Consider the following 20,263-nt stretch of genomic DNA (forward strand, 5'->3'; position numbering starts at 1 on the left):
AAATTGAAAAATTTCATCCGGTAGAAATAATCTTATTCACGTAACGTATAATTTGCGGCGACTGCCACCAACGCGTTCTCAAAGCTTTCTTTGATCTAGTGTACTGCTCAGACCAATATGCACCAACTTTACTTTTAGACTCATCATTCATTACCTTTTCCCTTCCTATCTTGTATCACTCTAATCCCGGCTTTCCCTTTTAGATAGCACCTCTTTGACAATAGCACATATTTCTTCTACTTCTTCACGCTTAAGTTCCGGATACAACGGAAGCACTAAAATGGATGCTGAAATCTTCCTTGCCCGTTCCAATGACAGCGCATCATATTTTCCTTGAAAACATCCAGCATCTGAAGTGAGTGGATAAAAATATTTTCTTGCATATATTTCATGTTCTTTAAGTTTTTTATAAATCTCATTCCTGATTTTTTCTGTTTCAAATTGCACAGGAAAATAACCATAGTTACGAGAATACTCTTTTTTTCTATAGTCTGGCAGTTTCAAATTTTCCCCTCTCAGTGCATTTATGTACCATTCCGTCCGTTCTCTGCGCAGTTTGATATTTTCCTCTACATGAGGAAGATTGCAAAGTCCCATTGCAGCGCAGAATTCATTCATTTTTGCATTGGCACCAACATCTACCACTAATTCTTCTCCCCGAATACCAAAATTTTTTAAATTATACAATTTATCGTATAATAGTGGGTCTGAAAAAGTGGTTGCTCCACCTTCAATTGTGTTAAACACCTTGGTTGCATGAAAACTAAATACTGAGGCATCTCCATAATTGCCAATTCCACGCCCTCTCACCTTTTCTCCAAAAGCGTGGCAGGCATCATATATCACCTTAAGCCCATGCCGATCTGCAATTTCTTGAATTCGATCTACATTGCAGGCATTTCCGTATACATGAACAGGCACAATAGCTACCGTTTTTTCTGTTATTAACTGCTCTATCTTTTCTTCATCAATAGTATAGTCATCTAATTTAATGTCACAAAAAACAGGCTTTAAACCGTTTCTGACAATTGCATGAGTCGTGGAGATAAATGTAAATGGGGTAGTAATTATTTCGCTTCCTTCTGGGAATTCAAACGCTTGAATTGTCATTTCAAGAGCCATGTGTCCATTAACCATTAAAGATATATAGGGTACATCTAAATATTCCCGAAGAGCCTTCTCCAGCTTTTGATGTACAGGTCCCATATTTGTAAGCCACCTTGTTTCAAAAACTGGCTCCAATGCATTGGTATACTCTTCCAAAGAAGGCATGGAAGGACGAGTAACATTTATTCTCATATATTATGTCCCTCTTGCCAATAAGACTCTCTTTCTAATAATTTTTCATAATCTCTTTTTAAAATACCCACCATAATCAAATCATGATAGGAACCATTTTTATAAACAAACTCTCTTTTTCTTCCCTCCACCTGCCAGCCGCATTTCTCCACGTACAGCTTATAGGATGGCTTATTATATTCAATTATAAAACCTTCCAATCTATTAAGATTCATCTCTTCAAAGCAAAAACGCATAATAGCCATCACCGCATCTTTTCCAAGACCTCTATTTCTATATTCACTATTGAAAATTTTTATTCCTGTATGAGCCACTCTGTTTTTCCAGTCTATATTCAGAATATTAGTATAGCCTATAACTTTTTTTTCAAATTCTATTATTAACTTTATATTTTTAGAATTACTACTACTATTTTCTTCATACCACTTTCTTTGCTCCCTAAAAGAAATAGGAAAGCAAAAACCATTTTCCATTCTTTCCAATTCAGCAGAATTAATAGCTAACTGCATTACCTCAAGGTCTGATTCTTCTATTGCTCTAATAATAACCTTCTTTCCTTTAATATTCATAATTTCTTCCTCCGCATACTTTATTTTAGACGATATCTTTCTAAAAACTGTCTCGTTCTTTCTTTTCCGCAAAACATCAATACATCCATAATTGACAAAGAGGGAACAAATGTGTCTCCAAATTGCAAATAGTGAATATTTTCTGATTCCAAAAAGAACAATCTAATATTTTCTTTTTGAAAAACACTTTTATCATATAATCCCAATCCGCCTATCGGGTTATAATAAGTGTCTGCTCCCAACCTTTTGCAAATATCTATAATTTTATCCTGCCCACATAACCATTCGTTCTTTTTAACGTCAGAAGAGTTGCAGATGGTTGTTTTGATTTGCAGATATTCCGCCACCATGCAAATTGATGTCTCCAGATATTTTGAAAGTTTATTTTCTTTTTCCATTACAATAGCATTTATTAATGGATAAATCTCTTCAAAATATGGTGCTTTGTGATAACAAGTTGTTATTCTTCTAAGCAACTTGCTTTCTTCATTTTCGTCTAATAATCTATATGTGTCGTTGATATGCCTATTCTGGCTGGCACTTTGTATAATAATATTAAAATAGGCTGCTTTCCCATTTTCTAACAATCGGTTTCGGTTTATCCATCCCCTTTTTATATAATTCACATCATCAAATAATACAAAAGTGTCTACAGCATTTAATAATTGCCAATACCCTATATATGGCAAAAAATAAGGTTGCATAATTGCCACTATCACAATGTTTTCAGTCCTCCTCGACAAAAATATATTATACATATATCCTATAATTTCACCAAGCCGACAAGTCCTTTTTGTACCATGTCAACTTTAATTTGCTTAATTGTATAATTATATTTTTTTTCTAAAACTTCCGACACCTCTGAATATATCTCACATAAATAGCACAAAGCACTATTTTGCACAAACATATTACTGTGATGCAACATTAGAAAATACTTTTCGCATAAAATTTCTTCCTGGGTATCGGCTTCTGGATGAATCATCATATCCGCAAAAGCTTCCTTGAAAAAAGAGGAATCCATGTCTCTAATAACACAAATCCAATTACATCCTTCTTCTGCTAAATGTCGTATAATATTTTGTGGGATTACTGCACTGCTGTTCACTGCTTCCTTCTTCTCATACCTACGCATTTCTATTAAAACTTTGGGTATGATATGGAATTCACAATCTTGAATTAACTCCACCCATTCAAAAAAATCTGGAAGTTGCCAACAGATTCCTCCATATTTTACTGGGCGGTTCCTTAATTCTCTTTTTACCAGAGAAGAAGGATTGCATAACGCATTCCCGTATACCCAAAAATATTTCATCCACTCACTTTGCTTTCTATTTTTCTGAATAAAGGAATCATCTTCAACTTTCATTAAATTTTCATCTACATAGGAGCACCACGTAAAACAAGCACCGCATTCTTCATGCTTTTCCATATATTCTACCTGAAGAGCCAACTTATCCGGTTCCCATATGTCATCTGAATTCATTAACGCGATATACTTCCCTTTTGCCTCTCGCATTAACTGTCTTTGCCGGCCTCCTATATTATCTTTGTAATAGTATGCTTTGGTAAAGTAATTTGAATATCTCTGCATAATTGCTACAGAATTATCACTGGAACCATCATCAGCAACTAGAAACTCAATATTTTTATAAGATTGACCAATCACACTTTCAATCGCTGCTCCCACAAAATCTGCATGATTATAGCAAGACATAACAACACTGACTAAAGGACCGTTTTTACACATATCCTGATTAACTTCTATCTTTTCACTGACATCCAATACCACATCCGCGTCTTTTGTGAGAACATAAAGGACACTTGTATCAGTAAGTCCCTCTTCGTAATACAATTCTTCTCCAAAATACTCTTTTCCGAGAGAATGTACATAAAACCGACTTTCCAATCTCTGTAAGAGTCCTTTTTTGTCATACCTTCTGCAATGGTCACCTTGCCCAAATCTTCTCCAGTTTTCTTCTTCGGTCAATCCCCACTCTTCATCAATGAAGCCTGCATTCAAATCTACTGGTACAAGAAAAACAATTAACCCTTCCGGCTTTAATATACGCTTTAATTCGCTTAATGCAGCTATATCGTTTTTAACATGCTCAAGAACATGAGAACAAATTATGATATCATATGACTCATCCTGCACCATAGACATATTCTGAATATCAGATTGAAATGTTACATTTTCCATCAATAAATCGGTAGACTCATATATAACTTGAGGACACTTAGCCAAAATCCAATTCTCTATCACCCTGGATGGTGCAATTTGTAATATCTTCGTTTTTTCTCCCGTCTCTTGTAGTCTTACCTTCTCCAAAAATGCCACAATCATTCTGTCCCTGTCACTAGATCCACAAACAGGACAACTATATTCATCTTTATTTAAAGTTTCGTCTTTTGCAACATAAGTTCCCACATATTTTTGGTTCATATTTGTGTAATATGCGGGCAATGGAAGATATACCACCTCATTGCCGCAGCAGATACACTTTTTCTTTCTAATGTGGCATTCATTTTGCAAATTCTCTAGGCACTCCCCCAATAAATCCAAAGAGGATATCATAGTATCCATATTCTTTAACAGAAAATCCACCCTTTCACATTGCTGGCAAAAAATTATAAAATTTTGGAAAAATTCTTTATAATTTTTATACAGGATAGCAGGAATAACCTTCTCCAGGTTTCCCATAATCGTTACCAGACCCGTTAATCTATTTCTAAATTCTTCTTCATCAATCTGACCGTTCTCCAGAATCCTCCTCGTTTCTTCCACATATTCTTTTATCTGTATCAATATATATTCAATTTCATTTTTACATTGATATAGCTTTCTTTTTACCTTCTCGATGTCTATTATACTATGGCTTGCAATGCTTAAAACCGCTTGTCTGGAAATCTCTCCGTTTTTGATCATACGAACCAGCACCTCTTCCTGCTCTGGTGCAGTGTCATTTTCCATATGCCTCACAACAAATTTCACCGCAATATACTTTTGCTTTGCCTCATTCCACTGAAGGCCACCCTCAAAAAACCCCACCGTTTGAGCAGAACGCGTTCTCTCCATCTCGTAAATTTCCGTCAAGTTCATAGCATATAAAAGATTATTATCCTTTACTTTATCCCTTTCCTTTTGTACAGTACTTTTGATTTGGGATGCACGTTCAAATTCGCCTTTTTCTATACTTTCTTTTAATTGTGAAAAAATCTCATCCTGCAATTCAAGCAACTCATTATAACCATCGAACATTGGAACAAATTTCTCAGGAAAAAATTCGCCATATTCTCTCAGCATCACTTGTCTGGCTTCATCATAGTGTTTCAATTTAGAAATTCCGCAGTCATGCATGCACCATGGCTCACTCTGGAAAGGAATCCCTACTTGATATCCTTTCCTTCTGAACTCAAGAGATTGCGAAACATCATAAAAATCAAACCCTAAATTCAAATCTTCTCTCCAGGGAACATCATACTGAGTTGCCATGAGCATTCCGTCAATTGCTTCAACTTTGGTGTAAGGAGCATCCTTATCCTGTTCCAAAAACAGCTTTAAAGCATTGAAATAATTGCATACATAAGCTGCTCCTTTATTCCAGGCATTAAACACCACAGCATTCGCAGGCAAATTTGTGCCTCCCACCACACCAAGCATCCCCAAACAATCATCTGCTTGAAATACTCTGATGATATCTTCTATAAATCTTTTATGGTAGATAAAAACATCTTGATGAAGATATACCTTGTACTTAGCGTCACTGCTTTTCATTGCAGCATTATAAGCAGCAGCCATACTCTCTGCTTCAGTCACTGCAATAATTTCCTTTTCATAATCTTGTGGAAGATATAATGAGTTGATATAATAAAGGCACTCCTCATAATACTGATTATCATTTACACATATTATAAATGCAATTTTTCTCTCATTTACCATTTGATTTATTTCCTTCCCTCTTCTATTGTGTTTGACTTCAAGTTATTGATTTTTAACGGTATCCATTACAATGTTTCTATTTTCTTAGCCCTTTCAAGTGTATTCAGCTTTTTATATTAAAAACAAAAAGCAAAACAGAGACTCTGTTTTGCCACGTACTGAAACCTCCCTGTTCATCACATATTTCTTCCTTGAAATATTTTCAATTTATATCTATATCGGCTGATTCATATCTTGACTTAACCTTTTATTTTCGTATGCTATATTACCTCTAATATAAAATTCCATGTTTTCTTCCGATATAATGTGCATAATTTTGTCACACAAAAGATGATTATAAGGAAGAATCCAAAATGAATTCTCATAAATTTCGTTCTTGTTATCCATAAACTTTGCTTTTCATATTATTTTTTGATTTTACCTTTCCGATATATTCTTATAATTTAAACATCAAGGTATCTATGCAAAAATATCACAATTTGCTGGAAAAGCACTACTCTGACTTTCCCCAATACAAGAACACCCGATAGGAGATTTGCCATGTGGAAAATCATTATTTTAACGGAATCAGCAAAATATTCTTACCATACCACTGCCAGCCATCAGATTCAATCTACTTTAGAATCTGATGGTCATTCCGTAACCATTCTTGATATCAGCTTTTGCATGCCTGACCATAAATACCTGCAAAAGATAAACGAACTGCAGCCTGATGTCCTGATTACATTGGATTTGGCAGGCTTCCAGTTTCGTACACAGGCGGGAGAAATTGCTCTCAGCATGCTCCCCACCAAAAACCTGAACCTCATATGGGGAAACAAACCGGAATATGCCGGACTTCTTCATAAGAAAATCAGCCTGTCCATGCTGTTTTATGATGTCACCGGCATGAATCATCATCTACCCGTTCTTTACCCGGATTTGCTTTATTACAAGGTTCTGGGAGCAATTCCACCCGAAGTGCCAGATTCCCCCCAGGCAAGAGAGTCCTTTGCGCTGATATGGGCTGATTTTACACGAGAAGTCCTGCTGTCCGAAGGATAGTACGAAGTCTGTCTTCATAGCCAAACTGCTCACATACCTTCCGGTAACCGTTCTGCGCAATCTGTCTGCGCTCCTCTTCATGTTCCAAATAGTATATACATTTTTCTACTGCTTCTTCAAGACTGGTATATACCGCCAAATCTTCGCCATCCACAAAATACTCTGCCAGCTCCGGTTGATAATTCGTAAGCAAAAATCCCCCGCAGCCCATAATATCCAGCGCCCGTAGGGGAATGCCGGACTCTGTGCACTTTAAGGAAACATTCAGATTAATCCTGCTTTGCTTAAATATCCGCGGCATTTCATCAAAATATCCCGCTGAGCCACGCCATCGTACCCTAGAAAGCTTCTCCGGATTGTCCGGCCCGTACAGCTGTACCTGGTAATGCTCGCTTAAAACATCCAGCAGCAAAAGCCGCTCCATGTGCGTAATATGCTTTGCCACCGATAAAATAAGCCCTTCCCGGCCCAGCTTAATATTCTTCTGCCCCAGCGCTTCGTATCTGTCATTTATTCTAGTTAAAAATTCTTCTGTAAGAACCTCCGGCAGAAAATAACAGCCATATAGCCGCATCTGTGCTTCGATGATTCCGGTCAGATAGCCCTTCTCATAATCGTTCAGAGGCGTCATCAGTACCTCCAGCTGTGCATCATACAGCTGTCCCACCATGGAAATCTCTGTACGATATTTTTGCTTCTCTTTTTCTGTCAGCTTTATTTTATCAAGCCGTCCGGTATTTACAGCCAGCGGCAGGTGATAAACATTCCCATATCCTTTTCTCCAATATTTCACGCACTCTGCTCTGTCGAAGAAAAAAGCATAATTTGTCTTATACCACAGCGTTTTTTTTATCTTTTCATTGCTCAACGGGCTGTCGTAGCTCCATGACAGATAGAGAAGCTCCTTCTCATGACAAATCTCAGCCAATACCGGATAATAATTTACGCTCAGCACCGCGTCATAGGAATCCTGCGCCAGCAGCTCCTTTACCCGCTTTTCAAAATAAGCATCCCTGGAAACATCTTTTAGTTTATAAAGGATATTTTTATAAGCTATGCCCATGCAATCCAGTGTTTCCATGATATCATGCTGGGTATAAGCTCCCATGTCATACAGCAACAGTCTCATTTCCCTCTCCCGTCATAATATCCAATATACTTTGCACCCGCAGCCTCAGATTATGCTGCTCACGCACCTTCCTGCAGCCATTCTGCGCAATCTGCTTCCGTTCTTCCTCATGCAGCAGATAATAATCCACCTTTTCCGTCAAATCCCCATAATCCGTATAATATACAAAATCCTTATCCGCCTCAAAATACTCAAACAGCTCCTCCTGATAATTGGTCAACAGGAATCCACCGCTGCCCATAATGTCAAATGCCCGAAGAGGGATACCTGTTTTGATGCTGCGCAGTGTGATGTTCAGGTTGATTTTGGAATTCATAAATACATATGGCATCTCTGTATCATAGTCCACCGCACCTTTATTTTCTACGCCGGAGATGCAGACGCTTCTGTCATAGGTAAACAAATTTACACTGTGCTTCTCTCCCAGCTTTTCCAGAATTTCCCGGCGCTCTATGGACGTTACCTGTCTCGCCAGCACATAATCCGCATAGATTTCCTCTGGAGACATGGCTGACTCTGCATTGGGATCCGTGGGATAGGCTTTCTGCATCTCCGCCACAATATCTCTGGAAAGCATCTCCCGCAGGAAATTGTATCCCTGTACATGCAGCTGCGCCTGTATCAGTCCATCCAGATAACCCCTGGCATATCCGCTGATGCTTCGGAATTTATCGTATAACCGGTTTTTCGGCTCGGTATACAATGAGCCCACAAAGGAAATCTCTCCTGCATACTTCTTTCTCTGCTCCAATCCGTTCTGCAGGGCGCCCAGTTTTACATCATTGACTGCAAGCGGCATATAATACACGGTCTGGATTCCGGCGCTCCGTAGTTCTTCATACATGGCATAGTCAAAAAGGAAGATATAATTGCAGGGATTGAGTACCGTATAGGAATACACATGAATATGGGGGCTGTCATAAACCCATGATACATATTTCACATGATGGCTTGCGCAGTATTTAGATACAGCGGGAAAATAATTAAAGGAAAAAAGGAAATCGCAGGAGGATTGTCCCAGACTTGTTTCCAGCAGTCTCTCGACTTCTTCCTCTTTCATCCGGTATCCTTCAAAGTGTATTTTGATTACATTCTGTCCCAGCCCTCGCAATACAGCGGGCATATCCCTATCGCAGAAGCTGTTCCATTCCAAATAGCAAATATTGAATCTGTCCATTTCACTCATCCGTCAATCCATCCAATAATTGCAGTAGTCGTTCCCGTTCCACTTCTGAACCATGAAAACCTTTTGATACCTTTACCCGTACCTGTTCTAAGTAATCTTCCCATGTCTGATTCTGACGGCCTGCCATATACTCTGCGTAATTCTCCAGGAATTTTCTGCGCTCCTTGCTGTAGTTGGACAAATTAGGAACCCCACAGTCATGAATATACCACTCCGGATTCTGGCTGGGCACCACCACTTTATAACCGGCCTTTAAAAATTCAAAGCTCTGAGACACATCATAGAAATCCCATTTTTGAAAGAGATCCTCCCTCCATGGGATATCGTACTGCGTTGCCATCAGCAGACCGTCTACAGCCTCCATCTCCATATATCCCTCATCAAAGGGATAAAAGCGATGAACCAGATCCTTTTCCACAAGCTCCCTCAGTCTGTAGAAAAAGCCAAACCGGACTCCCTGCCACATGGTGCCGTCCTTTATTAGATAGGGTGTTCCAACCATACCTGCCATGCCAATAGAAGCATCCTGCTGAAACACTGAGAGCAAATCGATTAGAAAGCTCTTGTTTATCAGAAAAACATCCTGGTGCATGTAAATTTTGTACTTCGCATCCGTTTTCCGCATTCCCTCATTATAGCCTGCAGCCATGGATTTGGCCCCGGTCACTTCCACCACATTCACTTCATATCCGTCCGGGATAATTAGTTCGTCCAAATAAAGCCTGCACTCCCGCATATAATATTCATTGTTGGTGCACATAATAAAGCTGATTTTTTTCTCATCCATAGTCTTCTCTATCCATTCACTCCATACAAGGCCTCAGAAAGCTCTCTGATAACCTCCGCCACCTCCCCGTCGGGCTCCTCTATCGCCTGCAATGTCTTCAAGGCCTCTTCCCACAGGTTCAGCTCCATCAATAAATCAGCCTTCTGCATTAGCAGCTTCTGGCTCTTTTCCAGAAACAGCAGGCCATAGGTCAGAAGCTCTATGGCCTCCACCTTGCTATATTCCGCCAACAGTCCGGTGGTTTTCACAAAGGTATCCTCCCGCTCCCGCAGGTTGGCACAAATCATCCATGCAATAAAGCACTTTGAGATTCCTTTTTGTCTCATGGTTTTTACAGCTTCCACACATTTCTCATAGGGAAGTCCCTGCTCAATTCTCCATAACGCATGCTTCAGGCTTACATATTTGTGCTCGGCCTGGTGTATATTATCTACATCTTCAAAAATCCATCTCTTGCCGCCTGTCGCCTCATTCCGGCTGAATTCCGCCATCAGCCGCACTGTGTGCAAATCTGTAAATTTCCTGATTGTAGTATCATATTTCCTATCCGTGAGAAGCGTATACAGACGCTGATATCTCTGTTCCTCCTTCTGTGCCAGGAGCTGATTCACCTGTTTCCTCAATTCCTCAGCCTGTATGTCGATATAGCTTTCCTGCCTGTCTCTCTCTTCCTGATTCACGTATTGAAAAACCTTCGCAAGCGCCCCTTTGAAATCATACTTCTGCAGTACCTTTTCCCGTCCTTTTTGTGCAATCCGCTCTCTTTCCTCATCATGAGCCAGATAATAGGCCACATATTCCATCAGCTCTTCTTCATTGTGATAGAGAACAATCTCCTCCCCGGGAACAAACATCTCCTCCAGCTCTTCCTGATAATTGCTCAGCATAAAACCGCCTGCGGCCATCACGTCCAACACCCGCTGGGGCACCCCCGTTTCTATGCAGTGAAGGGTCATATTCAGATTGATTTTGCTCCTTCGGTAGATATGGGATAAAACATCATAGGTCATCCCCGGTTTCACTTTGACCCTATCGCTCAGCTGCTCTGTATTCTCATCATTGGTATAGAAAATAACTTCATAGTGTTCCGCCAGCTTATTTAAAACATGAACCCTCTCCCGGTTGGCCAGGATTCTGCACACAAAAAGGGCTTCATAAAAAAACTGCTCTGACATATAAGGATAATAATACTGTACCTTATGCCCCTCTATCTCTCCCATTGCTGCAGCGCATTTTTCACTCAGTAGCCCATACACACTCGCACTCTTATCCCATTTCAGAAAGCAAGCGTCTATGGCCTGATTCACCTGCTGCTGGCAATCCTCATCCGTTTGTTGTAAATAGCTCTCATCGTACCCCTTATTATATAATTGTCCGATAAAGGTAATCTGGCTCTGATATCCCTTTTTCATTTTCTTTCCAATGGTGTCCGTCACCATTTTTACTTTTTCCCCATCCACTGCCAGGGGCATATGAACCACATGCCTGATTCCAATCTCTTTCAGTCTGCGTACCTGCATTTTATCGAATGCAAAAATATAATTACATGGATACATGGCATAATGGGTATACAGCTCTTTTTGGGGCGCATCGTACACCCATGATGCATAGGGAATCCCTGCCTCAAAGCAGGCCTGGGCAATGGTAATGATAAAATCATAAGAAACCACGCACTGGATATTTAAATCCTCTATAGCAGCTATAATCCTCCTGCAGCCTGCCGCCTCATACTTCTGCGCATGAAGTCCAAAATTTCCCTGATAGACCTCATATCCCTGAGTATCCAGAACTCTGGGGATATCTAATATTGAAATTTCATTGGTTTGAATATGCAAGATTCTGACAATCTCATCTGTCACTTGTTTCATAATCTGTTCCTGGTAGTTTTATACAAAAAATGGAGCCGACATTTAGCCGACTCCACCAATGATTTACATAATCTCTTACTGCAGCAAAGCCAATACACCCTGATTAGCCTGATTAGCCTGCGCCAGCATAGCCTGTCCTGCCTGAGCCAGAATCTGGTTGTTGGAGTACTGAACCATCTCTGAAGCCATATCTGTATCACGGATACGGGACTCTGCAGCCTGGGTATTCTCAGCCACATTGTCAAGGTTATTGATGGTGTGCTCTAATCTGTTCTGAATAGCACCAAGGCTGGAACGGAATCTGGAAACAGACTGAATTGCATCGTCAATCACCTTAATTGCATCACCTGAGCTAATATGATTATTGGTGGCCGTCAACTTACTAACACCAATACCATTTGCATCCATCTTACTCAAGTCGAACGTAATCATCTGTCCGGACTCTGCACCAACCTGAAGTGAAACAGTAGTACCACCTGTCAGCAAGCTCTTTTTATTAAACGTGGTGTTTTGAGCAGTTCTGTCAATCTCGGAAACCAACTGTTTAACCTCATCATTAATGTAGGTAATATCTTCCGACTGCAAGGTACCATTGTTTGCCTTCACTGCCAGCTCATTCAGTCTCTGCAGCATATCGTGAACTTCATTCAGAGCGCCTTCAGCGGTCTGCACCATGGATACACCGTCCTGAGCGTTAGTAGAAGCCTGAGTCAGACCACGAATCTGACGTCTCATCTTCTCGGAAATGGAAAGTCCTGCCGCATCATCTGCTGCACGGTTAATCCTGTAACCGGAAGACAGCTTCTCAGTAGACTTAGACAGAGTAGAAGTGTTAAGGCCTAACATTCTGCTAGAGTTCATTGCCTGTAGATTGTGTTTTACTACCATAATTTATTCCTCCTTGAATATGACACCGCTTCCATGCGGCCATTTGCTTTCTGCCGTTTGCACGATTCGCACACATCGCCTCCCGGCAATTTACTGTAATCCCTCTGCAATTGTGCGGATTGCTTCGAAACTACATTTTAAAAAGCTGGGGCGAAACCCCTTTGCTTTTCTTGATTTAGTTATCGGACAATTTTGAAATTACTTTAGGGCTATTTCAAATTTTTTATAACTTTTTGAGCCCCTTTCCTCTACTTCTTATCGTCAATAAACTGTGGCTGCGCAAAATTCCCGCCGCTCATGCTTTTATAATAACCGTAAGCCGCCTTGGAGGTCTTTCTGTTTTTGCCGATCTGCGCCTTCTGTCCGGCAAAAAAATCCTCCACCAGCTTTTTGTTCCGCTGCTCCTGAGACTGGATGACAACACTCAAGTCCGTCACCTGAGCCACCTTCTGCTGCAAAGCCTTGATCTGCCGGGCATACTTTTGTCTGTTATCCTTTAATTCCTGGCTTAACCTTTCATACAAAAGCTCAAAGCCCTCATCCAGCCGGTTAAGCTCCTCTATCAGTCTGCCCTTTTCTTCCACCGCTTCGTCAAAATCCTGCAGCTTTGCCTGGCCATTCTGGAAGCTTTGCTCCTGAACCTTGTTGTATTCCTGTATTCTTTTCAGAACCAGAAGCTTTTTATCCAGCGTTTCCGATAAAATATCCAGCTGTGTCTCCACTATACGATTCCTTTCTCCCTGTTAATACGCATAACCTCTTTCCACGTATCCCGCATAGAATGCAGATGCGTATTGATCTCTGCCAGTATCCCTTTATCCTTCTTTATGTTTGCCTCCACCAGGCGCTGCTCCAGGTACACGTATACCCGGTCAAAGTCCTGGGCTACCGGATATTTCATATCAAGAGTCTGGCGCAGATACTCTATGATCTGCTCTACCTTGCGAATATTGGAATGAGCCTTGGGAATGTCCTTCTGCTCTACGGCTGTTTCTGCAATATTGCAGAATTTGATAGCCCCCTCATAAAGCATCAGGGTCAATTCTGCCGGAGACGCCGTCAGAATCTTACTGTTATTATATTGGGCATAAGCATTGGGCAATGCCATATGGTCAACCTCCTAGTAAACTTGTCACAGCGCTGACGTTACTTTGCAGTTTTGCCAAAGCCGTCTCCATCGCTGCAAACTTAGCATACCACTTATCCTCGTAATCTGCAAGCTTTTCCTCAAGCTCCGCAATCTGAGTGGTATAGTCGTCATAGTCCTCCTTCATCTTCTTGTCGTCATAAAAGCTGCCATAGCTTCGGTAGCCGTCCACCGAGGAGGACAGTTCCGTCATCTCGGAATAAAGGTTTCTGGACAGCTGTGAGAAGAAGGAGATTACCGTATCCGGATCGTTGGAAATCATGCCAAGAAGCTTATCTGCATTGGCTGAGGTATATTCATCATCCTCATCTCCATCAATATGATAAGCATTCTTCTCATTGTCTGCCGCCTCAAAATAGCCCAAAGTGCTGATGCCAAAGTCAGACAGATACATAGTCTTTCCATTCACTTCGATGCCCGCAGACATGATAGATTTCAAAGCAGAGCTTACACTGGAGAGATTGGAATCCCTGCGCAGAAGGGCGTCCTTGATCTTGGTCTCCCAATCCTCAATCTCACTCTCAGACATGGCGTCCTTTTCATCGTCCGTCAAGGGCTCATACCCGGAGGCAGAATCCGCGTTGTACAGCTTATCCATCTCGTTGATAATAGAATTATATTCCGTCAGGAAATCCTTTATCATATCGTAGATGCCTTCTGTATCGTCCTGAGTAGTGATGGTGACGCTCTCTCCGTCCTTTGTCTCGCTTAACGCCGTAAAGGTAAGGCCATTAATCTCAAACACATTGGTATTATTGGTAAACACAGCGCCGTTTAAGGTAATCTCCGCATCCTGTCCGGACACCTTGGTAGCTCCGGTATCAGCACTTCCATTAAGTTCATAATCTTCTATCACCTCATGGGCATAGGCAGCCTTGTTATAATAAGAATCCTCCACCTCTGACCTGAGCTTAGCCGTTTCCACTGCGCTGTAGGTAGGATTTCCTTCACTGTCCACTCCCTCCGTAATCGTCACGTACTTCTCGATCTCATTCATCTGATCCTGAATATCGCTCACACTTTTCTGCTGGGCAGCCAGGGTTTCCGCATCCGTCTTTTTGGCAGTGATTTCCTCTGCCTCTTCCTTCAGAGCATCCAGCTGTTTCTGGGCATCTGCAAGGTCATCCCCTTCCATATTCTTCATACTCTCTTCCAGCTGTGCTATCTGCTCATTCTTTTCCTCCAGCTGAGAAGCATACTCATCTGCGAGTAAAAGAGTAGTGCCCGCATATTTGTCGTTAATCTCCTGAATCTTTTTTTCCGCCGCATCCCGGGAGGCCGCCAAGCTCTTATACTGTTCCAGATAGGAGTTTACCCGGGAAGCCACTGCTTTGTCAATTAACTTGTTTTTATTGATTTCAGCAAGAGTTGCAGCTTTATCTCCCTTATAGTAGGCGGCCCATTCTGTATACTCTTTCAGAGTAGCCTCATCGCTGTTTAAGTTTACCTTCAGTCCCAAAGCGGCAAGGGCCTTATCTCCGTTTGCATCCGACGCAGTGATGCTGAAATCATTGCTTGCGCCGGACTCCTTGGAGCTGATAAAAAACCGCTGCTGCTTTGCGTCAAAGTTTGCATTGAGCCCAGCATCCTGAATCTGGGTTAAAAGATCAGAAATCGTGGTCTCACTGTTTATGGTGATCTCCACGCTTTTGTCTCCTGCCGTCACTGTGATCACGCCGGTCTCTCCCGCTGCAAGACCTCCATCAATGTCTCCTACCTTGGAAAGGGCCGTCAGCTCCGAGCCATCCGCTCCCGCTATGTCCTTTCCAGTAAGATATCCGGTTTTCGCCAGCTGGTTCACCTGCAGGGACTGTACGCCGTTTACCGCATTATCACCGGTAATCACGCTGACAATGCTGCTGTTGGACACCGATGTAGTGCGCTTGCTGTAAGAGTCTGAGAAACGCATAACACTCAGATATTTTGACTGAAGATTCTTTAATTTTGTATTCAGTGCCTTCCAGGCGTCCTGCTTCCAAGAAAGCTTGGTCTGTGCTTTTTTTGCATCATCCACCTTGGTCTGCTTTGCAGCCACCAGCTCCTGAATGACACTTTCCGTATCAATTCCAGACATCAGTCCGGTTAAACGCAATGCCATATTAAAATCCTCCTGTTCTTTTACCTTCTTTCATCCACCAAAAGTCCCGCCAGCTCCCACACCTTGGCAATCATATTCAATGTCTTTTCGGGTGGCAGCTCTCTAATCACTTCTTTCGTGTCTTTGTCTATGATTTTGATCATAACCCGGTTGGTTCCCTCATGGATGCCATACACAGCCTCCGCATGATCCATGCTTTTATTGAGCTTTTCCAGGGCCTTTTTGATCTGCTCCATATTGGTTTGCTCCTGCCCCTGGGAAGCAGTGTTGTCTGCCTGCCCCTTGCTCTGGGAATTTTCCACCACCGCCGTGGTTTTGTCTACCTTTTCCACCGGCTGCACGTTGTTCGCCGTCATCTCCGGTCTCTCTGTGGTGGTCTGCTTCTGCACCGTCGCACTCTGCGCCTGCACACTCATTACACTTCCTAATGGTTCAACTGCCATTTTAGTCACCTCCGTGTGAAAATACGGTGCTTTCCGTTTACACCGCTTGTTCTGTAGTCCATAAAAAGTCAAAACCAAGTTTCTACAGATTTTATCGGAAAATCTTCTCAAAAAATTAATAGAGAAGTGCAAAAAAATCACACTTCTCCTTTCTCATTTGCAATTACTTTAGAACCGTTTCAATGCTGTATAATACTTGAATAGTCTGAAAATATGTGACGCAGCTCTATCTGGCCAGACTGTATCTGATACATGCATTTATAACTTTCTGTCGCGCCTTCCTTTCCAACAAGCTGAAAATTACCGTGCATATGCTGGTTTGAATCTGAATTTTGAATCTTTTCAATCAGCCTGGCATTGGCAGACACATCAAGCTTTTTTACAACAAATCCCAGCATTATATTTCTGCCATAATAAGAAGAGTATTTTTGATTAACAAATCGGGCAACACCTTCTTTTACATACTTTTTATTCAATTCGGCTGTTCCGTCAATTCTCTTACATTCTATAATATAGTACGCGTCTTCCTTTTCAAAATCACTTTTTAAGAGAATACGAATATCTACTCTTCCGACATGCCTCCCGTTTCCGGCATAATGCTCAGGCACTTCGAGTTCAAACCTGTAACTCGACATCCCATAATTATATTTTTGTTTTTTCATATATTCTTCAAGCATGATACTTCTGATCATATTCTCTTCATTGGGCAGCTTTAACTGCTTTTTCTCATAATCCTGTGCAACCAGCTCACATATTTCAAGAATATAATTTGTGATTTTCTCAAAATTTGCCCGATACAATTTCTCTAAAATTTTCCTATTTAACGTACCGCTCATTTACAGTCCTCCTTTCCCAGAAGCACTGTATTTAAAACCTTATAGCTATCCTTTACAGCCATTGCCGGATGCCAATTCTTAGCCTCTATCGATTTTACAATCACAAAAGCGTCATCAGAAAATTCTATAATATTTTTCGTTTGATAAAAACAATCATTCAACTGATAGATCATAAAATCAGTAAGCAGGTCAATATCATCGTCAACACTATCAACAATGTAAATATTCGCTGCTGTTTTCTCAAAAGTAAATTTTACTTCCAGGGCTGCAAATTTCCCTTTTATATCCGGATAAATGTTTACAGCATAATACACCTCACTTTGCCCAAAATGTTCATCCCATATGTGAGATAAAATGGAAGCATACTCTCTCATCATGTTTACATCGCACCTTTTCTCTTGGTACGCTCCGCAAAGCATGGGAATTTGCACAGTCAGAACATAATCAACAAACCAATTATCCTGTAAGCCATACATTTTCATAACACATTTGTTTAATTTAGCCTGCAATTCATCTTTATGCCCATGGCATGCTTCCCTCTGCATTTCCTGAACCAGTTCGACAAGCTCGTCACTATATGTGTATGGATAATCGGCTAATTCTTCCAGGAAAACCTGTTCTCTCTCTATCCCCGCCGAAGACCCCAGCATTAAATTAAAATAGGAAAACAGAGATGAATTAAGCAAACCGCATAAATTTAATAAAACATTTTTATCGGCCTCTGAGCCCTTTATGCAGTTTATTGTCTCACGATAAAGGAAATCTTCTTCCACATATACTGCCTTTATAGAATAATCTGCACAATCTAATCCCTTTTTAAAAAGAACATATGGTGCTATATATATCTCTGGTGTTCTAGGGCGATGTATTTTATCTTTCCTGAAAATCGAACATGATCTATCATTAAAATAAAAATGATCTATCGACTTGTCAGAATCCAGAATTTTTTTTCCAACTAAATGTGAAGCATCCTTCCTATCACCGTCATTATCCTGAAGTCCTTTTTTCATTATCAGATTATGCTCAGCTGCAATATCCTTAATAGTTCTGAATCTTTCACGCATACTGCTGAGCAATTCAAAATCCCAATACCCACCGTAAACCAATATCTTCCATAAATCATCATTTTCCAAGAATAACGTCTGTTTTACATACTTAACATCATCCGGTTCCACCATAATTATTCCAAATAACTTCATGTATTTATTAGGCTTTAGACTGATATATTCCACTTTATGATTCGGGGAGCTTTTTTTACACAAAAAAGAAAGCACAGCTGCCGGAGCGATTGCACCCTTAAAAATTTGTTTTCTTACCGCCGAAATTTCCAGTACCTGCTCCAGCTGTGTGTTGGTTAGCAGGCTTTTTCTTAGAGCCACAGAAGGACTTTTCCCCTTATACAATATTTTCGAAGGAATCACTAAACTGCATTCTGTATCTGTATCTCCGATTTCCTGAGTTTTAAGCAAAAATGCGACACAAATTTCACCGTTTTGCGCAATAACCTTTCTCTCTTCACAATACTTTTTATAATTCTGCTGTTTAACACTTCCCCATGGCGGATTTCCTAAGATAAACTTGAACCTTGTATTTTGAATTGGTTCCATCTTCTCTTCGTCAAAAAAGTCTCCGAAAAGAATGTTTTCATTTTTTAACAAAGGTAATCTAAACTCTTCCAGACTCTTAGGGTCCTGATAGTCAAAGAGCGTAATATAAATAGAGAAAATTGTAACATCTACAGCTTCCTCATTATAGTCTACACCATATATATTTTCTTTCACCAGCGCATTGATTCTGTCCCTATCCTGCAAAAAACCATTGGAATCAGCATTACGTTCCAATATTTTTTGGAGCGACTTAACCAGAAAAATGCCCGACCCACAGGAAGGATCCAGCACCTTGCACTCACTCTCACTAGCAAGATATTTCCCAACTGTTCGATTTACAATGTAATCTGCCAGATACTCCGGTGTGTAAAATGCTTTATCCTTATTTTGCTTTTCCCTGCCCAACAAAATCTCATATATGTTGCTTATTAATTCAATGGGAATTATATTAAAGTCATAAAAGGGAAATAAACACAGCTGTCCTGTTTTCATTTCTTCCTTAGCTGCCAAAAAATCATGCAGCATACAAAGAGCAGCTTCTGTTATTTCGTCCTTTTCCGTTTGCTCATCCACTTCAAAGAGGTTTCCATTAAACCTTTCCTTTAAGTATTTTACCAGCCCCAAAAATTCATCCTTATTTTGAATCATATTCAAAAGCGCCGCTTGTGAATGTTTCACATCAGCACTAAGCCCCTTATATCCAATATTAACGCCCCTGTCAATCAAATATCGAATAAACAGTACCCTCAGCATCAGCTTATTTGCAAAGGAGATTTTATATTCATCTTTCAGCTTTTGGGTAATATATGTAAGATTGTCTATTAATAATTCATTTAAATTCTTTTTACCCATACTTTTTCCGTAAAGGTCTGATGCCAAACTGTTAGTCACATTCCAATACGAAAATGCGTTTCTTTCATCACACTGACTCAAATCATATGCAGTAATATCCCGCAATCTGATTTTCTTATTAACATCCAAAACCATACTTTTCCCATTATAAATTTTAACGCAGTTTCCCTCATCGGAAATAACAACCGGCATTTGCGCATTCCATATTTTTCCCTGAATTTCCGCATCTGCCCTGTTGTGCAGATCATCAAAAAAAACTGCAAGCACACTGCCCTCTACAATATAAAAAGCATAAGGAGCCAATTCACGCATCACTCTTCTATCATGCCATGATAAATCAACACATTTGTCAATATCAGATGAATAGAACAATTTTTCCGATCTGTTATACCCTAGTCTCTGGATGATAATTTCAATCGTCCTCATATCATGGTCTCCTTATTTTACAGCTCTCATTTTTCCAAAATTCCAATCCGCACCTTTGATTCCTCAATCTGCCTTCCATTATCCACAGCAATGCAGCAGGCTTTCGCAGAAGAAACCGAAATGCACCTTCCGCCTGCTTTT

16 protein-coding genes are annotated in these 20,263 nt (G+C 40.6%); 1 reads left to right on the forward strand and 15 read right to left on the reverse strand.

Features of this window, described 5'->3' with window-relative positions; genetic code table 11:
• Positions 1-180 precede the first annotated feature (180 nt).
• From SHK35_RS05305 to SHK35_RS05320, 4 genes are read right to left on the reverse strand one after another with little or no spacing between them, the layout of a single operon-like run.
• Positions 181-1,299: a DegT/DnrJ/EryC1/StrS family aminotransferase gene (locus SHK35_RS05305; protein ID WP_318708946.1), complete on the reverse strand. Its 1,119-nt coding sequence runs from the start codon at positions 1,297-1,299 to the stop codon at positions 181-183.
• Positions 1,296-1,868: a GNAT family N-acetyltransferase gene (locus tag SHK35_RS05310; protein ID WP_318708947.1), complete on the reverse strand. Its 573-nt coding sequence runs from the start codon at positions 1,866-1,868 to the stop codon at positions 1,296-1,298. Before SHK35_RS05310 ends, SHK35_RS05305 begins: the two co-directional genes overlap by 4 nt.
• A 20-nt stretch (positions 1,869-1,888) precedes the next feature.
• Positions 1,889-2,587, reverse strand: a complete 699-nt coding sequence (locus SHK35_RS05315; RefSeq protein WP_318708948.1) for a WbqC family protein — start codon at positions 2,585-2,587, stop codon at positions 1,889-1,891.
• Between the two features lie 44 nt (positions 2,588-2,631).
• Positions 2,632-5,811 (reverse strand): glycosyltransferase, encoded by a 3,180-nt coding sequence (locus tag SHK35_RS05320; RefSeq protein WP_318708949.1) that lies wholly within the window; start codon positions 5,809-5,811, stop codon positions 2,632-2,634.
• A gap of 540 nt (positions 5,812-6,351) precedes the next feature.
• Between SHK35_RS05320 and SHK35_RS05325 the strand changes: the two genes are divergently transcribed.
• Positions 6,352-6,855 carry a hypothetical protein gene (locus SHK35_RS05325; protein WP_318708950.1) on the forward strand — a complete coding sequence of 168 codons (504 nt, stop codon included), beginning with the start codon at positions 6,352-6,354 and terminating at the stop codon, positions 6,853-6,855.
• Here SHK35_RS05325 and SHK35_RS05330 read toward each other — a convergent pair.
• The 11 genes from SHK35_RS05330 to SHK35_RS05380 form a co-directional block, all read right to left on the reverse strand.
• Positions 6,824-7,984, reverse strand: coding sequence for a CgeB family protein (locus SHK35_RS05330; protein ID WP_318708951.1), 1,161 nt, complete (start codon positions 7,982-7,984; stop codon positions 6,824-6,826). The genes SHK35_RS05325 and SHK35_RS05330 overlap by 32 nt on opposite strands.
• On the reverse strand, positions 7,965-9,161 hold the full coding sequence (locus SHK35_RS05335) for a CgeB family protein (RefSeq protein ID WP_318708953.1): 1,197 nt from the start codon (positions 9,159-9,161) through the stop codon (positions 7,965-7,967). Before SHK35_RS05335 ends, SHK35_RS05330 begins: the two co-directional genes overlap by 20 nt.
• 1 nt (position 9,162) lies before the next feature.
• A complete protein-coding gene (locus SHK35_RS05340; protein WP_318708954.1) occupies positions 9,163-9,957 on the reverse strand; it encodes a glycosyltransferase family protein in 795 nt (264 codons plus the stop codon).
• Between the two features lie 8 nt (positions 9,958-9,965).
• Positions 9,966-11,825, reverse strand: coding sequence for a CgeB family protein (locus SHK35_RS05345; protein ID WP_318708955.1), 1,860 nt, complete (start codon positions 11,823-11,825; stop codon positions 9,966-9,968).
• 75 nt (positions 11,826-11,900) lie between these two features.
• A complete protein-coding gene (locus tag SHK35_RS05350) occupies positions 11,901-12,713 on the reverse strand; it encodes a flagellin N-terminal helical domain-containing protein (RefSeq protein WP_318708956.1) in 813 nt (270 codons plus the stop codon).
• A gap of 248 nt (positions 12,714-12,961) precedes the next feature.
• The gene (locus SHK35_RS05355) at positions 12,962-13,435 is read right to left on the reverse strand and encodes a flagellar protein FliT (protein WP_318708957.1); all 474 of its coding nucleotides are present in this window, start codon (positions 13,433-13,435) and stop codon (positions 12,962-12,964) included.
• A complete protein-coding gene (gene fliS, locus SHK35_RS05360) occupies positions 13,435-13,821 on the reverse strand; it encodes a flagellar export chaperone FliS (protein WP_318708959.1) in 387 nt (128 codons plus the stop codon). The genes SHK35_RS05355 and fliS overlap by 1 nt, the downstream gene beginning before the upstream one ends.
• A gap of 4 nt (positions 13,822-13,825) precedes the next feature.
• Complete coding sequence (gene fliD, locus SHK35_RS05365; RefSeq protein WP_318708960.1) at positions 13,826-15,958, reverse strand: flagellar filament capping protein FliD; 2,133 nt, start codon at positions 15,956-15,958, stop codon at positions 13,826-13,828.
• 20 nt (positions 15,959-15,978) lie between these two features.
• A complete protein-coding gene (locus SHK35_RS05370; RefSeq protein WP_318708962.1) occupies positions 15,979-16,401 on the reverse strand; it encodes a flagellar protein FlaG in 423 nt (140 codons plus the stop codon).
• A 179-nt stretch (positions 16,402-16,580) separates the two neighbouring features.
• Complete coding sequence (locus SHK35_RS05375; protein WP_318708963.1) at positions 16,581-17,237, reverse strand: hypothetical protein; 657 nt, start codon at positions 17,235-17,237, stop codon at positions 16,581-16,583.
• A complete protein-coding gene (locus SHK35_RS05380; protein ID WP_318708964.1) occupies positions 17,234-20,122 on the reverse strand; it encodes an HsdM family class I SAM-dependent methyltransferase in 2,889 nt (962 codons plus the stop codon). Before SHK35_RS05380 ends, SHK35_RS05375 begins: the two co-directional genes overlap by 4 nt.
• Positions 20,123-20,263: the final 141 nt, after the last annotated feature.

The sequence above is a fragment of the Candidatus Acetatifactor stercoripullorum genome, assembly GCF_944382095.1.
Taxonomy (GTDB): Bacteria; Bacillota; Clostridia; order Lachnospirales; family Lachnospiraceae; genus Acetatifactor; species Acetatifactor stercoripullorum.

What these genes read in the sequence shown, in the direction of transcription:
- SHK35_RS05335 (WP_318708953.1), bottom strand. Translation starts at nt 9,161, where the DNA reads ATGGACAGATTCAATATTTGCTATTTGGAATGGAACAGCTTCTGCGAT.
- SHK35_RS05310 (WP_318708947.1), bottom strand. Translation starts at nt 1,868, where the DNA reads ATGAATATTAAAGGAAAGAAGGTTATTATTAGAGCAATAGAAGAATCA.
- SHK35_RS05330 (WP_318708951.1), bottom strand. Translation starts at nt 7,984, where the DNA reads ATGAGACTGTTGCTGTATGACATGGGAGCTTATACCCAGCATGATATC.
- SHK35_RS05375 (WP_318708963.1), bottom strand. Translation starts at nt 17,237, where the DNA reads ATGAGCGGTACGTTAAATAGGAAAATTTTAGAGAAATTGTATCGGGCA.
- fliS (WP_318708959.1), bottom strand. Translation starts at nt 13,821, where the DNA reads ATGGCATTGCCCAATGCTTATGCCCAATATAATAACAGTAAGATTCTG.
- SHK35_RS05320 (WP_318708949.1), bottom strand. Translation starts at nt 5,811, where the DNA reads ATGGTAAATGAGAGAAAAATTGCATTTATAATATGTGTAAATGATAAT.
- fliD (WP_318708960.1), bottom strand. Translation starts at nt 15,958, where the DNA reads ATGGCATTGCGTTTAACCGGACTGATGTCTGGAATTGATACGGAAAGT.
- SHK35_RS05340 (WP_318708954.1), bottom strand. Translation starts at nt 9,957, where the DNA reads ATGGATGAGAAAAAAATCAGCTTTATTATGTGCACCAACAATGAATAT.
- SHK35_RS05370 (WP_318708962.1), bottom strand. Translation starts at nt 16,401, where the DNA reads ATGGCAGTTGAACCATTAGGAAGTGTAATGAGTGTGCAGGCGCAGAGT.
- SHK35_RS05305 (WP_318708946.1), bottom strand. Translation starts at nt 1,299, where the DNA reads ATGAGAATAAATGTTACTCGTCCTTCCATGCCTTCTTTGGAAGAGTAT.
- SHK35_RS05380 (WP_318708964.1), bottom strand. Translation starts at nt 20,122, where the DNA reads ATGAGGACGATTGAAATTATCATCCAGAGACTAGGGTATAACAGATCG.
- SHK35_RS05345 (WP_318708955.1), bottom strand. Translation starts at nt 11,825, where the DNA reads ATGAAACAAGTGACAGATGAGATTGTCAGAATCTTGCATATTCAAACC.
- SHK35_RS05325 (WP_318708950.1), top strand. Translation starts at nt 6,352, where the DNA reads ATGTGGAAAATCATTATTTTAACGGAATCAGCAAAATATTCTTACCAT.
- SHK35_RS05350 (WP_318708956.1), bottom strand. Translation starts at nt 12,713, where the DNA reads ATGGTAGTAAAACACAATCTACAGGCAATGAACTCTAGCAGAATGTTA.